At 52.1% G+C, this 15,160-nt stretch carries 7 protein-coding genes and 3 pseudogenes; 6 read left to right on the forward strand and 4 right to left on the reverse strand.

The window, feature by feature from the left end:
* Positions 1-204: 204 nt before the first annotated feature.
* The 5 genes and pseudogenes from HV314_RS04235 to HV314_RS27540 all read left to right on the forward strand — a co-directional run.
* A pseudogene (locus tag HV314_RS04235) lies at positions 205-1,007 on the forward strand (IS5 family transposase).
* Between the two features lie 385 nt (positions 1,008-1,392).
* Complete coding sequence (locus HV314_RS04240; protein ID WP_028016386.1) at positions 1,393-2,460, forward strand: HlyD family secretion protein; 1,068 nt, start codon at positions 1,393-1,395, stop codon at positions 2,458-2,460.
* Positions 2,457-5,186: a ribosome-associated ATPase/putative transporter RbbA gene (gene rbbA, locus HV314_RS04245; protein ID WP_021314393.1), complete on the forward strand. Its 2,730-nt coding sequence runs from the start codon at positions 2,457-2,459 to the stop codon at positions 5,184-5,186. The genes HV314_RS04240 and rbbA overlap by 4 nt, the downstream gene beginning before the upstream one ends.
* Positions 5,186-6,310: an ABC transporter permease gene (locus HV314_RS04250; protein ID WP_021314392.1), complete on the forward strand. Its 1,125-nt coding sequence runs from the start codon at positions 5,186-5,188 to the stop codon at positions 6,308-6,310. Before rbbA ends, HV314_RS04250 begins: the two co-directional genes overlap by 1 nt.
* Positions 6,307-6,511, forward strand: a pseudogene (locus tag HV314_RS27540) (IS3 family transposase); the annotation flags it as partial. The gene HV314_RS04250 and the pseudogene HV314_RS27540, both read left to right, overlap by 4 nt.
* A 211-nt stretch (positions 6,512-6,722) precedes the next feature.
* Here the strand turns inward: HV314_RS27540 and HV314_RS04260 are convergent.
* The 4 genes and pseudogenes from HV314_RS04260 to HV314_RS04275 all read right to left on the reverse strand — a co-directional run.
* A pseudogene (locus HV314_RS04260) lies at positions 6,723-7,045 on the reverse strand (transposase); the annotation flags it as partial.
* Between the two features lie 293 nt (positions 7,046-7,338).
* Entirely contained in the window at positions 7,339-9,888 is a 2,550-nt protein-coding gene (locus HV314_RS04265) for a DEAD/DEAH box helicase (RefSeq protein ID WP_326928837.1), read from the reverse strand.
* Positions 9,889-9,928: 40 nt separating this feature from the next.
* Positions 9,929-11,836: a hypothetical protein gene (locus HV314_RS04270; protein ID WP_154948658.1), complete on the reverse strand. Its 1,908-nt coding sequence runs from the start codon at positions 11,834-11,836 to the stop codon at positions 9,929-9,931.
* On the reverse strand, positions 11,833-13,221 hold the full coding sequence (locus HV314_RS04275) for a hypothetical protein (protein WP_151348186.1): 1,389 nt from the start codon (positions 13,219-13,221) through the stop codon (positions 11,833-11,835). The genes HV314_RS04270 and HV314_RS04275 overlap by 4 nt, the downstream gene beginning before the upstream one ends.
* Before the next feature lie 489 nt (positions 13,222-13,710).
* Here HV314_RS04275 and HV314_RS04280 point away from each other — a divergent pair.
* Positions 13,711-14,909, forward strand: a protein-coding gene (locus tag HV314_RS04280; protein WP_151348185.1) for an IS3 family transposase whose coding sequence is annotated in 2 segments (ribosomal slippage) — positions 13,711-14,029 and positions 14,029-14,909 — 1,200 coding nt in all. Because the reading frame shifts where the segments join, the coding sequence is not laid out codon by codon here.
* The last annotated feature ends 251 nt before the right edge of the window (positions 14,910-15,160 follow it).

Genomic DNA, 15,160 nt, shown 5'->3' on the forward strand with positions numbered 1-15,160 from the left:
TTCTCATATTGCCAGCCGGTAACATGCATTATTCGTCAAAAGACGTTACCGGGTTAGCGTCCATACAGGTAATGCACCCTTATGTTTTTATCAAATTTGAATTAACTTAAACCAGCTCAAGTTAACAAAGTGTTAATGATGCTAAGAACCCATCCCAAAAGGGATTGTCAGGTAATAAATGATGGAAATTGCTGAGAGCAAAGTATGGCGGGCAACAAGTGGCAGATCAGCGATGAACTCTGGGAGAAAATGGCCCGACTCACCTTGGAACACAAAATTCAGCCCCCACTGTGTACGCATCGCAAGCGCGTTGATAATCGTGCGGCATGAATGCCATTTTCTTTATGTTCAGAAAGATTGCCAGTGGAATGATTTGAATGCTACAGGAATATGCTCGTCAAGCTCAGCCCACCGCCTCTTCCAGGAGTGGCGGGATGCCGGAGTATTTGAACGCTTCTGACAGAATGGACTGCTTGCCTGTGAGCAGTTGGATGCTATTGACTGGTCGTGGCTGTCGATGGATGGCAGCATGACCAAATCACCGCTGTCTGGCTAAAAAAAACAGGCCGAAACCCCACGGACCGCGGGAAACAGGGAGGAAGAGCAGCCTGATGACGGATGCGTACGGGCTTCCGCTTGCACTGGCTGTCGCCGGTGCAAATACCCACGACATAAAGCTGGTTGCAGATACCCTCGACGCTCTTCAGGCGGGCAGACCCGGCAGAAGACTCCGCCTTTGCATGGATAAGGGGTATGAAGCCGGATAGCTGGAGGCGTATCTGAAAATCCGGTGCTATGAACCTCATATCCGGTCACGGAAAGAGGGAGCAGAAACCATTAAAAACACAGATTTTAAGGCTCATCGCTGGGGTGTGGAGAGAACACACTGCTGGATGAATTGCTACCGCCGCGTCCTGACGCGCAGGGAACAGAAAATCGAAAATTATGAAGCGATGCTATATTTTTCCTGCGGCGTCATTGTCTGGAATAAAATCCGACTGGGATAGGCTCTTAATGAAAAACGATGAAGATTGTATGAGCAAGGCCCGGAGCATTAAACCCAATAAGCATCATGGGTAATATTGCCTCACCGTGCCTCAGCTGTTTTTTTATGTTAACTCTACGACAAGTCCATGTTTTGTATATGGACATATTTGTTGCGGGTGTTAGTATTGCATTGACAGTAGCAATAAATATGCGTGTTTCATTTAAGGCGAGGATTGCTGATGATGACCACATTAATCGCACCTCTTTCTGACCGGTTAGCAGCGCTGAAGGCGTCATGCGCCGGTTGGCCTTATCCCCCATACCTTCCTTTCCTGGAGAGACGATACTTCGCTATGCGGAGGAGAAACGCGCACCACTCAGCAAATGGAACAAAGCGAGTCGCGTATGGACAAAATCAAACGGCGTTGGGCAGTCTACGTTATTGGTTTACTGGTGGTGATTGCCGCCGCCGCATGGTGGATGCTGCGCCCACCGGGACTCCCGGCAGGCTTTGCCAGCAGCAACGGTAGAATTGAAGCCACAGAGGTCGATATCGCCACCAAAACCGCCGGACGTATCGATACCATTCTGGTCAAAGAAGGGCAGTTTGTCCGCCAGGGTGAAGTCTTAGCCCGCATGGATATCCGGGTGCTCAACGAACAACGGCTGGAAGCCGCCGCACAAATTAAAGAAGCTGAAAGTTCGATTGCCGCAGCGAAAGCGCTGCTCGATCAGCGTCAAGGCGAAATGCGCGCCGCTGAGGCGGTCGTGAAGCAGCGGCAGGCTGAATTAAACTCCGCCGCCAAACGCTACGGCCGTTCCAGCACACTCTCACAGCGCGGCGCGGTCTCCGCTCAGCAGCTTGATGACGACCTGGCGGCGGCGGAAAGCGCCAGAGCAGTGCTGGAATCAGCAAAAGCCCAGGTCTCTGCCGCCAGAGCGGCTATTGAGGCGTCAAGAACCAGCATTATTCAGGCACAAACCCGCGTTGAAGCAGCTCAGGCCACGGAGCGTCGGATTATCGCCGATATCGATGATAGCGAACTGAAAGCGCCCCGCGATGGTCGTATTCAGTATCGCGTTGCTGAACCGGGAGAAGTGCTGGCGGCAGGCGGGCGGGTGCTGAATATGGTCGACTTGTCCGATGTCTACATGACCTTCTTCCTGCCTACTGAACAAGCTGGCCTGCTGGCGCTGGGCAGCGAAGCGCGAATTATCCTTGATGCCGCACCCAATCTGGCCATTCCTGCCAATATCAGTTTTGTCGCCAGCGTGGCGCAGTTTACCCCCAAAACGGTGGAAACCAGCGATGAACGGCTGAAGCTGATGTTCCGCGTCAAAGCCCGCATTCCGCCGGAGCTGCTGGAACAGCACCTTGAGTATGTGAAAACCGGCCTGCCAGGTATGGCCTGGGTGCGTCTGGATAACCAGCAGGCGTGGCCTGAAGCGCTGACGGTGAGGTTGCCACAATGAACACGATCGCCCGCCTGGAGAACGTCAGTCAGCACTTTGGCGCAACCACCGCGCTAAAAGACATTACGCTGAGCATTCCCGCCCGCTGTATGGTGGGCCTGATCGGGCCAGACGGCGTCGGCAAGTCCAGCCTGCTGTCATTAATTTCCGGCGCACGGGTCATTGAGCACGGCAATGTGGTCGTGCTCGGCGGCGACATGAGCGATGTTCGCCACCGCCAGGATGTGTGCCCGAAAATTGCCTGGATGCCTCAGGGGCTAGGGAAGAACCTCTACCATACCCTGTCGGTCTATGAAAACGTCGACTTCTTTGCCCGCCTGTTCGGCCATGATAAGGCCGAGCGTGAGAGCAGAATCAATGAGCTGCTCCAGAGCACCGGACTCGCGCCGTTTCGCGACCGTCCGGCGGGGAAACTTTCCGGCGGGATGAAGCAAAAGCTCGGCCTGTGCTGCGCGCTCATTCACGATCCGCAGCTGTTAATCCTTGATGAACCGACCACGGGCGTTGATCCTCTCTCCCGGGCACAGTTTTGGGATCTGATCGACAGCATTCGTCAGCGCCAGCCGGAGATGAGCGTGCTGGTCGCCACCGCCTATATGGAAGAAGCGGAACGTTTTGACTGGCTGGTCGCCATGAATGCGGGGGAAGTACTGGCGACCGGCAGCGCAGACGAACTCAGGGCGCAAACGAAGAGCCAGACGCTGGAACAGGCGTTTATCGCCCTGCTTCCTGAAGCCCAGCGCCTGGCGCATAAAGAGGTGATCATTCCACCGCGCAACGCAGAGGAGAGCGAAATCGCCATTGAAGCTCGCGGCCTGACGATGCGCTTTGGCAATTTTGTCGCCGTTGATCACGTGAACTTTCGTATCGCCCGTGGCGAAATCTTCGGTTTCCTCGGCTCCAACGGCTGTGGTAAATCAACAACCATGAAAATGCTGACCGGGCTGTTACCGGCCAGCGAAGGCGAGGCCTGGCTATTTGGCCAACCGGTCGACCCGAAGGATATTGAAACCCGCCGCCGCGTTGGCTATATGTCGCAGGCCTTTTCCCTCTACAGTGAACTGACCGTTAGGCAAAACCTCGATCTACATGCCCGTCTGTTCCATATTCCGGATGCGGAGATCCCCGGTCGGGTCGCCGAGATGAGTCAGCGCTTTATGCTGGAAGAGGTTGAAGACACCCTGCCCGCCTCGCTGCCGTTAGGTATTCGTCAGCGGCTATCGCTGGCGGTCGCGGTCATTCACCGTCCGGAAATGTTAATTCTTGATGAACCCACCTCCGGCGTCGATCCCGTGGCCCGGGACATGTTCTGGCAATTGATGGTCAATCTGGCCCGCCAGGATCGGGTGACGATTTTTATCTCCACCCACTTTATGAATGAAGCCGAGCGCTGCGATCGCATTTCACTGATGCATGCTGGCAAAGTGCTGGCCAGCGATACGCCGCAGGCGCTGGTCGAACAGCGCGGGTCGGCCAGCCTCGAAGAGGCCTTTATCGCCTGGCTACAGGAGGCAGCAGATGCCGCACAGCCGCCTGCTGCTGAGGCTGCGCCGATTCCCATGATTGAACACAAAACCGAAACCATTGCTCCGCGTCAGGCGTTTAGCTTGCGCCGCCTGTTTAGCTACAGCCGTCGCGAAGCGCTGGAGCTACGTCGCGATCCGGTACGATCGACTCTGGCATTGCTGGGCACGGTGATCCTGATGTTTATTATGGGATATGGGATCAGTATGGACGTCGAGGATCTGCGATTTGCGGTACTCGACCGCGATCAAACCGTCAGCAGCCAGGGCTGGTCGCAGAATATCGCCGGTTCACGCTATTTTATCGAACAGCCGCCGCTGCAAAGCTACAGTGAACTGGACCGGCGGATGCGCAACGGCGAGCTGGCGGTGGCTATCGAAATTCCGCCTAATTTTGGCCGCGACATCGCTCGGGGAACGCCAGCGCAAATCGGCGTGTGGGTGGATGGCGCAATGCCAAACCGGGCGGAAACGGTGCGCGGCTACGTGCAGGCGATGCATTTGGCCTGGCTTCAGGAGATGGCCGGTCGCCAGGCCAGCCCCAATCGCGATACCTCACTGATTTCTATTGAAACCCGCTATCGCTATAACCCGGACGTGAAGAGTCTGCCAGCGATTGTTCCAGCAGTTATTCCGCTGCTGTTGATGATGATCCCGGCAATGCTCAGCGCGCTCAGCGTAGTGCGTGAGAAAGAGCTGGGCTCGATCATCAATCTGTACGTGACGCCGACCACCCGCAGTGAATTTCTTCTGGGCAAACAGGTGCCGTATATCGTGCTGGGGATGTTTAACTTCTTTCTACTATGTGCACTGTCGGTGTTTGTCTTTGGCGTACCGCATAAAGGGAGCTTCCTGACGCTTATGCTGGCCGCACTGCTCTATGTCACGATTGCCACCGGGCTTGGCCTACTGATCTCAACCTTTATGAAAAGCCAGATTGCGGCGATTTTCGGTACCGCGATTATTACGCTTATCCCGGCGACGCAGTTCTCGGGGATGATCGATCCCGTCGCTTCTCTGGAAGGGCCGGGCCGCTGGATTGGCCAGATTTATCCAACCAGCCACTTTCTGACCATTGCGCGAGGAACGTTTTCCAAAGCGCTAAATCTGACGGACCTGTGGGCATCCTTCATACCACTGCTTATTGCGGTTCCGCTGGTGCTGGGCCTGAGCGTGTGGCTGCTGAAAAAACAGGAGGGATAATGCGCGGATTACGCAATATTTATAATTTAGGCATGAAAGAGCTACGCAGCCTGCTTGGCGATAAGGCGATGCTGACATTAATTGTCTTCGCCTTTACCGTCTCGGTTTACTCCTCCGCTACCGTTATGCCGGGGTCGTTACATTTAGCCCCTATCGCTATTGCGGATATGGATAAATCGCAGCTCTCATCGCGCATTATCAACGGTTTTTATCGCCCCTGGTTTTTACCCCCTGAGCTGATTACCGCTGATGAAATGGACGCAGGGCTGGATGCCGGGCGATATACATTCGCGATCAATATTCCCCCTAACTTCCAGCGTGATGTTTTAGCCGGACGCCAGCCGGAGCTGCAGGTAAACGTTGATGCGACGCGAATGAGCCAGGCGTTTACCGGCAATAGCTATATCCAGAATATCGTCACTGGTGAGGTAAATAGCTTTGTCGCCCGCTATCGGGATAACAGCTCGTTGCCAGTCGAGCTAGCCGTCAGGATGCGTTTTAACCCGAATCTGGAACAGGAACGTTTCGGGGCCGTAATGGCGATTATCAACAATATTACTATGCTGGCCATCGTGCTTACCGGTTCGGCGTTGATACGTGAACGAGAGCATGGAACCGTGGAGCACCTGCTGGTGATGCCGGTGACGCCGTTTGAAATTATGATGGCAAAGATCTGGTCAATGGGTTTGGTGGTGCTGGTCGTTTCTGGATTATCGCTTATATTGATGGTCCAGGGAGTGTTGCAGGTGCCGATTGAAGGCTCTATACCGCTGTTTATGCTTGGAGTAGCCCTGAGCCTGTTTGCTACTACCTCAATTGGAATATTTATGGGAACCGTGGCCCGCTCGATGCCGCAGTTAGGGCTGTTGATGATTCTAGTGCTGCTACCACTTCAGATGCTATCCGGGGGATCAACGCCACGAGAAAGTATGCCGCAGGCGGTGCAGGACATCATGCTCACCATGCCGACAACTCATTTCGTCAGCCTGGCGCAGGCAATTCTATATCGAGGCGCAGATTTTGCGATTGTCTGGCCGCAGTTTCTGACGCTGCTGGCTATCGGTGGCGTATTTTTTACGATTGCACTGCTACGTTTTCGTAAGACGATTGGAGAGATGGCTTGAACGATGCCGTTGGAACTGCCACGGTACATGGCTGGCGAAAACAACTGGAACTTGAGGGCTTGATCATCCGAAAAGTGAAACCCGGTGTGGAACAATAGGCAGAGCAAATTTTTACTATTCTGCTTGAAACAGCTGCACTTTCTAAGCATGAGCTGTCTGAATACTGCCGTAAAAATGGCCTTTATCCTGAACATGTCGCTGAATGGAAGCCAAACTGTCTGATCGCCAACCAGCCGAAGCATCGCCAGTTGGTCGACGAGCAACGAGCGACCCGCACAGAGAAAAGCCGCATCCGGGCGCTTGAAAAAGAGTTACGCCGGAAAGATAAAGCACTGGCGCAAATGGCAGCGCTGCTGGTTCTTCAGGAAAAGTTGTCAGCCTGAAATCTCTCCAGGATTCACGGGGTGGTTCATTTTTGCCGACCATACTCAACGGCTTCCTTCAGCAGCGCATTCTCCATGGTCTTTTTACCCAGCAAGCGCTGTAGCTCTTTGATTTGTTTCACCGTCGCCGCAAGTTCTGAGGCGGGAACAACATCTTCGCCAGCCATGATCGCGGTGAGACTACCTTCCTTGTACTGCTTTCGCCAGGCGAAGATCTGGTTTGCATTCACACTATGAAGCCGTGCAACATGGGAAATGGTCATGCTAGGCGATGCGTTTCCTGAACGATGGCAATCTTTTCCTGTGGACAACGGCGCCTGTGGCGCTCTGGTCCCAGCAACTCTTCGATCATGCTTATCTCCCGACTAGTCATTAATTTAAAGTGGGTCGAAGTGTCTGGTGATTCATGGGGCCAGTCTAATCTGCATTACGACCCAAAAGTGACGGTTTACTCACAGAAAAAGATTAAGAGATAATTAATCTAAAGATAAATATTAAAAACATCATTTACTTATTGGGGTTGTTCACGCAGGCTGTTAGCAGCCATATATTTACAGATAGCCGATAAGAGATGATAGTAGGGAGGCATGATGAAAAAAAAAGTGATTGAAGCACTTTTTACTGGTTGCTGTTCGGATCCATTCTCTACACTTGGTATGCATTGTACCGACGCCAGCCCGATGTACTCTCTTTCGTATCAATTTCTCGATTGAAACTCTGCGTTTCACAGTTATCCAGTTTTTCCTCCACGACGTACTTATGGTGAATGAATGAAGCCAGTTGATCCTGATCGAATGAGCTTGCGAGATAAGGATAATTAATAACCATCTCGGCATTACTGCTCTCTTTAAGCAGCATATTCACGCGGCCAAAGAGGCGATCGACGCGACCATTCCTCTGCTCATTATCGCCGGGAGTCCAGGCAATGCCGTAATGATGGACTTTATGGCATTGCAGATGCAGATTTACGCCTTCCTGCATCACCGAAGTCGCCACAAGCACATCCGGGAAGAATGGCGAGTTAAATCCGCGTATAAGCCGCTCACGGTTGTGAGACTCACCGCTGGCGTACCATGCCGGACTGTTCAGGCTGCTGAGTTCGCGCCAGGCGTAAAGGCTATTATCAAGCGGCTGGCCAACAATCTTCTCACACAGCGTTTCAAACGTTTGGATGGCTGCCGAGAAATAACGCAGTATCAGCGAATCCTTGAATTTCGGCGTCACCCATTCAATAAATTGCAGATAGCGCTGCTGGGCATCGCCGCGCTGGGATACACGGTTAAATTCAGTAAACCAACAGTAAAGTTCGACCATCACCGGGCTGGCAAACAGGTAGCCAATGCGCAGATAGTTGGCAAAGTTCTCGACTATCGCCATGCCGTTCGGCTGCGCTTTCCATGTCCTGATCTGATGTTGATGCTGCTCAGGAAGTAAATCGAACATAATTCCCCAGGCCGTAGCCATCGGGTGGGCATAGTTTGAAACATTCTCCACCAGCATTTCCTGACGAATATCCCTCGCGGCATCACTGTAGCTATCACGCATCCGCTCTCCGGACTCTCTGCGATAATACTGTGTATAAGTTGCCGAAATACCATCGCGGGCAGGTTCCAGAAACAGCGATAACAAACTCTCCGGACGGCGAAAGCGCAGGCTGACGTTACTGCAGTCCGTGCGCCGCAGTATGCCACTCGTTTTGGTCACGAAAAGCGCCGCGATCCTGCTGGAAAGCTTTGCTTCATTTTCTTCGCCATCATCGTCCAGTAAGCATTCCTCTGCAGGCTCATCTGTATCCTGATAATTGATAGTCTTTTCCGATATCAGGTTTTCATACTCTTCCCGGGACCAGCGCGTACTGCGCCACTTCTCCAACGCCTCCGGCGGCAGTTGCCAAAGCCGAATTAATCGCTCAGCCATCATCTCATCATAGCGAGCATTAATACGCTGAGTTATCTCGCGCACCGACGGGATACGGCGGACAAAGACCAGATGCTTGCGGCTATATAGTGCCTGAGATGCAAAGGGATCGTCGGACATACACTCATTGACCAGTACATCGTATTTGGGATGATCCGGAAAACGGTGGTAGACATTATGAAACTGACGCGTCAGCCCGGTTAACAGGGACGAATCCAGCGCCCGGCTAAAATCAGTTTGAGTATGTTCATTATCATTTGCATCCTGCTCATTCTCAATATTGCCAGTGGATTCAAAACCCTCCAGGTATCCATACATCATCCGCTTGTCGCCGCTGCCTTTGTTCTCTTTATCCAGCTCTTCAACCAGTTTTTTTTGATAAAAGGCAAAAAACAGCTCTGCCTCAGCGCTACCAGAAAAACTGGCGGCACTTGCCTGTTCCCGACGATATGCATATTTACTGTAGTGCTGATTATTGCTCCCGCACATTTTCCGCAATCGACGGATGGCGAAATTCTCCATCAAAGAACGTACATCATCCATGCCATACTTCAACGTAATATCTGTAAAGTAACTTAATATATCGTATATATTCCGTGCCGCAGAATGATTTGGAGTTGCGGTCAGAAGCAGTGCATTTCGGGCCAGTCGGTCTTTCCCTTCCCCAAAGAAAGTACGTGCCGCAGCTGCTCGCTGGCTGTCATTACGGTTGCGGAAATAGTGGGCTTCGTCGATGATAATTAAATCCAAACCCGTACCATCGAGAGCGTCTTTTATTTCCTGCCGATATATCTCCCCATACTTCTCAGCGACAAAAAATGCATTGTCTTTTTCATCCTTCGGTACCAGTCCGCTCAACGAATAGATAGTAGTCAGAAAGAAATAGTGTGACTTTTCTTTAACAGCTGCGCTCAGTTCTTTCAGCCGACCATGAAACTGCGGCGCGTATTTTTCCTTTCCCTTATGAGAAGTAAAGGGGTTATCTTTCATTCTAAGATGCTTATGAATAAAGGTAGTGAACTCTGTTTTCCAGTTGTTGCACAGTGTCGAGTTTGGGGCCATGACCAGAATGCGCGCATCAGGCTTCTCCTGCCACATTAGCAGCATCACTGCTATTGCCTGATAGGTCTTTCCCATACCCACTTCATCGGCAAGCAGCGCTACCCGCTGATCAGCAAGTAAATTCCACAGGCCCGCTACGCCTTCAGCCTGCTTTGCCGCCATGCTGGTGCTGCACGTTTCGTAGCGCCATAAGGGGTCGGCTACATCAAAGTTCATCTTTTCTGAGACACAATGAGGCGTAACAGGCTGAGGTTGTTTAGTTATCATATCCACACTCTTTACGGATGATATCCAGATAACGTTGGGTGCTTTTTTTCCCCTTCAGAGGTGGGGGAGGAATGCGCAGTGAACTCCACTGATGCGCGGAAATATCTGCGGTGCTTGATGCATTTTTTTTGTTGATATCATCCAATCGCGCCTGTGCCAGAGCAGCCATGCTATTGACCTCATGTGCCAGAAACCAGTTGAATACTGACGCGGGTTCCTTTTCAACGCGCGCTTTGACCATTTCTGCCAGTTCCAGCAGACAACCGGGTTCGCTGAACAGGCGACGGTGTAGTTGTTCTCTATTATCCATGGCTGATAAGGTTTTACTGCGTAGCCGCATTGCCTGAAACAGCCGGAAGTAGCTGGTAGCTTCCGGGCTTAGGTACTCTGTCTCGTCGCTCTCCTCGCTGAATAATTCATCCTGACCAGCCACGCTGCGGAGTATCAGATTATCGCTTTGTTCAGGTTCGGAGGAATTCATATAACTGTCGAGAACATCGTCCAGTGATTTAAAGCGCAGGGCGCGGCGATATTCTGAGCCCGTTTCAACAATAGTGCCAGTCCAGTCCGCTTCACCGGTTTTACGCAGCGTGTAGAAAGGGCTATCCAGCAGTGCTGCGCTTTGCTCGACATCTATCAGAAAAGGAGATGCCAGCGTACCGTCAACTGTGTTCCAGGTAAGTCTGACCGGTTTTTTGATCCCGGGCAGAAGCAGCCGGTACCCCTCCTTCGGCTTGCCGAGAAACCACTTTCCGGTAAGCCTGTATTCGCAGCGCTGCCAGTCAAAAATAACCGTCAAGTCGAAAGGCGGGAGACTGCCCGGCACCAGGGCTTCCTCTTCCAGCAATTCTTCACTGGCAAAATCTCCCTCATTTACGGCCCATACCGTCGAGCACAATGTGGTCCGTTTGCTGACGGGATGTACGATCCCGGCTTCAACATTTCTCCCCTTTACCCTCAGGCTACTGCAGCCCGGTCCGGTGAAGTTCCATGAGCCTATCGCAAGGTGACGGCCCGTTGTACTCTCTCCCAGCCACAGTTTGGCGTGCGTCATCATTAATCGCGGATCACGTTCGGCGGGAGGTTTAAACAACGTCAATCGCTGTACCGTAATTAGCGCCTGCAGCTCCTCTCCCCAGCGTGTACGAATGAATTGCCCTGCAGCAAGATCAGGCACCAGCTCAACGCGCAGATAAGGCCCAGCCAACTTTGCTATCAGAGCAGGCAAGTTATCGGCAAGATAAGGAGACCAGACGCTGAGCGTTGTCAGTTCACCATTCGCGATTAGCGCATCCATCAGCGTGAGCTCGCTGAGGCTGTGAATAAACGACCACTTTGGATCGTCACCATAGAGTATGTCACCATCTGCAGGCAATATGTCCTGGTTAGGCTCCTCATCAAGTCCCATGAAAAACTGTTTTATCTGCTGATACTGCGCATTGCTGGAAACCGTCCGAAAGTCCACGGCTTCCTGATTCCGCCCCCAGCCGCTGAGCGTAAGATTCGCGCTTCCGGCTCCGAGGACAATTTTCTTGTTCTTATCTTCAAGGTAAAACACCTTTGGATGAAACAGGCTGTGCTCCCCGTCCAGATATAATGCTTCATCCGCAGCAAGCTTACGCACCGACACGGGATAAACTGCAATTGAGGTTCTTTTAGGTTTATCCAGGGCGATCATTCGCGGATCGCAATAAACGCGAAAATCAATATTGCTTTCATTTAATGCCCGCTGTAGCCCTTCATAATCCATGCGGCCTACAGGCGGGTCGATATCCAGGACGGCCGGAAGAATCCGGCTTTCGACAAACGCGATATCGAGATTAAAGGTCGTGAGCCAGACTCGTTTCAGCGGCCCCATCTGCGCTATTTGCTCTTTAAACGCATCGAGGAGCTTCACGCTTCAGCTCCCCATAATCCATCCAGTAAATGACGGAATTGCGGTATATAATAATGGTTGACCCAATCACTACTTTTACGTTCCAGATCAATAGCTACAAGTGGAGTCTGCAGCGAGATGATATTGCCTTCAAGCATAAGCCATGGAAACTGCCCACGGGCTTCCATCAGTCCACAGTGATACGCCAGCAGCCCACGCACCTGCGCCTCCAGAGACGGCCCACTGGCTAGCGAAAGCAGTTGCCGAAAGCGTCTGTTGGGTGTACCGGAAAGCGACGCCACCAACTCATTGTTTCGCCCAAGCCTCATCGACAGCTGAGGTAAAGTCTGAGTCGTCAGTCCGTTCCGCTGCCAGAATAGCGCGAAGTCGTCGAGGCTCTGCTGGCTCTGCCGCCTTAGTCCTGTGAACATCAGGTCAATTAAAGACAGAAACGGTTCTGCCTCAATAATGTATCCCAGCGTTTGCCGTTCGCATTCTTCCATTTCCATCGTTGCATCGGCATTCTTCCAGGCTTCAAGAAAAACACTCGAAATCGGCAAAAGTGATTGCTCAGGGTATTTTCGTTCTCGCTCCAGTACCCGATAAATGGCACCTGCACCATTTTTATTGAGCCCGGTTCTGGCGAGCCAGAATGCCTGCGAGTAGTTGCCCACATGTTTAGGGTTGCGAAATACGCTGGCGTAGAGAGTTTTAAGACTGTCGGGAATTTTACTGAAGAAGGGCGTCAGGGCATCCTTGCTTGCTTCGCACATCAGCGACTTAAGATAGGTCAGTACATCAGCATGCAGTTGGTGTAACTCGGGGACCTGGCGAATAAAGGCTTCAGCGGCCTCCCATACAGGCTTACTATCCGGCAGATCATAGTCGTAGGTCGTCGTGAAAAAACGCATGCTGATCATCGGCGATTTGTAGCGGCCGTTGGTACCGAGCGCAAGCTGGTTTGTCAGCAGTTCACTTTCCTTCTGATGGCCAAAAGTGAGCTGAGGGTTCTTATCAGAGATATGCCATTTTGCCCTGGCCTTATTAATCCCCTGCACTCCCGCGAGTGTTACGTCGCCCTGTTCCGTCCCCAACATCGAATAAATATAAATATTCTCCAGATGAATAAGGCTTGCCGCAATAAACTCCCTGAGCTGCTTTTTGGGATAGCGTATTTTCATCGCTCCAGCGGTTTGCACAGCATCATCCAGCATTATTTTTCGGATGACGCTGTGGTGCAGCAGGTTAAGCGTATACTGCCTGACATCATTGGCAATAGAAGTGATGCGTCCGTGAAAGAGATCCTGTCCCCAGGATGACCAGATAACCAGTTGACCCAAAGGGTCAATATTCATCTCGCCGGTCAGCGACTCATCATATTCAGTTAAAAATTTATCAATGTACATTGTACTGAATTCGTTGGAGAAACTACGAGAAAGAATAGCATGATGCGTGGCAGGGGACCTCTATCAAAGTCAATGTTTATCAGTTTGTAACATCCCGTTATGGTACTTGCGGATCAGAAATGGACATAAACACTCGCCCTCATGGTAAAGTACATCGGCATTAGCTCTTCCCCCGAAAGCGGGGAATAATACCCCATCACAACTGACAGCTCCCACCCTCATGAACGCATGAGGCATTATCATTCTCGCAGCGGGTCTCGTCACCCACTCTGCCAAGCGGGCGATTCCGGCATCCGGTCAATGGTACAGTGTTGCAGGAACAGTCGCTGGCACATGCGCAGGTCTGCAGGCTATCGGTACTTGTGATTACACAGCCTTCCGGTAGTTGAGGGACTAGCTAGACTAGCCCCATAGATCACCGGACACTTCGCCTCTCTTAAAATAAGAGGTAGTCTTAGACCTATGTTTAACACCAGTCAGAATAATAAGATGGTTGAAGTGTTATCAGGACCCGAGCGGCGGCGACGCCGAACACCGCAGGAAAAAATTGCCATTATTCAGCAGACTATGGAGCCCGGCATGACCGTGTCTCATGTTGCCCGTCTTCATGGCATCAATGCTAACCAGATCTTCAAATGGCGCAGGCAGTATGAAGACGGCTCTCTGACCGCCGTGGCATCAGGCGAAGAGGTCGTTCCCGCATCTGAACTTGCTGCTGCCAATAAGCAAATCCGCGAGCTTCAGCGCCTTCTGGGCAAAAAGACGATGGAAGCTGAAATACTTAAAGAGGCTGTGGAGTTCGGTCGGGCAAAAAAATGGATTGCGCATGCACCCTTGTTGCCCGGGGACGACGAATAACTGACGTCTGCCGGAGTATCGGTGTGTCGCGTGCGCAGCTGAGTATCAGGGTTAACCGGCCATCTGGCTGGCAGGATCGCAGAAGACAATCCAGCTTCGACGACACCGCGGTGTTGTCCCGGATAAATACGGCGGTGGCTGAACTGCCCACATACGGTTATCGCCGGGTATGGGCGCTGTTGCGACGGGAGTCTGAGCAGGACGGGCAGCCTGTTGTGAATGCGAAGCGGGTGTACCGCATTATGAGCACTCACTATCTTCTTCTTGAGCGTAAGCCAGCTGATCACCACCGGAAGCGGGCCCATAAAGGACGCGTGGCGGTGGCTGAAAGCAACCGGCGCTGGTGCTCAGACGGCTTCGAGTTCCGCTGTGACAATGGCGAAAAGTTGCGGGTAACCTTCGCCCAGGACTGCTGTGACCGGGAGATCATCGACTGGGCAGCGGGCACAGGTGGCTATGACAAAGAAACAGTGCAGGATGTGATGCTGGGTGCGGTGGAAAAACGCTTTGGGCAACATCTGCCGTCAGAGCCGCTGGAATGGCTGACGGATAATGGTTCGGCTTACAGGGCGCATGAAACACGGGCGTTCGCCCGGATGCTGGGGCTTGAACCGTGCACGACAAGAGTGCGTAGCCCGGAAAGTAACGGCATCGCAGAAAGCTTCGTGAAGACGATAAAGCGGGATTACATCAGCATCATGCCAAAAGCGGACAGCCAGATGGCGTTGATAAATCTGGCAGTGGCGTTCAGCCATTACAATGAACATCATCCGCACAGTGCGCTGGGATACCGCTCACCACGAGAATATATACGCAGAAAGTTATCGTAACCATAAGAGAGAAAAAGCGTCTGGATATAAAGGGTCAAATCCACTAGCAGCCAAACAATCCCAATGCATACCGCTATTAATACCCCTGCATAGGGCAGGACTATGGCACGAAAGTGGATGTTTACACGCACGACGCCCGAAAACCAAGCTAACAACTTGATTTTATTTAATTATTTTCAATTGATGTAGTGTGGCGCCAGATGAGTCACATTGAACGTAACGCGGTACTAGCGGCTTGTCTTCATAAGGCC

Source organism: Citrobacter sp. RHBSTW-00887, from assembly GCF_013728095.1.
GTDB lineage: Bacteria > Pseudomonadota > Gammaproteobacteria > Enterobacterales > Enterobacteriaceae > Citrobacter > Citrobacter braakii.

Excerpts from the sequence above, each read along its gene's own strand:
- HV314_RS04275 (WP_151348186.1), bottom strand. The coding sequence starts at position 13,221 with ATGTACATTGATAAATTTTTAACTGAATATGATGAGTCGCTGACCGGC.
- HV314_RS04240 (WP_028016386.1), top strand. The coding sequence starts at position 1,393 with ATGGACAAAATCAAACGGCGTTGGGCAGTCTACGTTATTGGTTTACTG.
- HV314_RS04250 (WP_021314392.1), top strand. The coding sequence starts at position 5,186 with ATGCGCGGATTACGCAATATTTATAATTTAGGCATGAAAGAGCTACGC.
- HV314_RS04265 (WP_326928837.1), bottom strand. The coding sequence starts at position 9,888 with ATGAACTTTGATGTAGCCGACCCCTTATGGCGCTACGAAACGTGCAGC.
- rbbA (WP_021314393.1), top strand. The coding sequence starts at position 2,457 with ATGAACACGATCGCCCGCCTGGAGAACGTCAGTCAGCACTTTGGCGCA.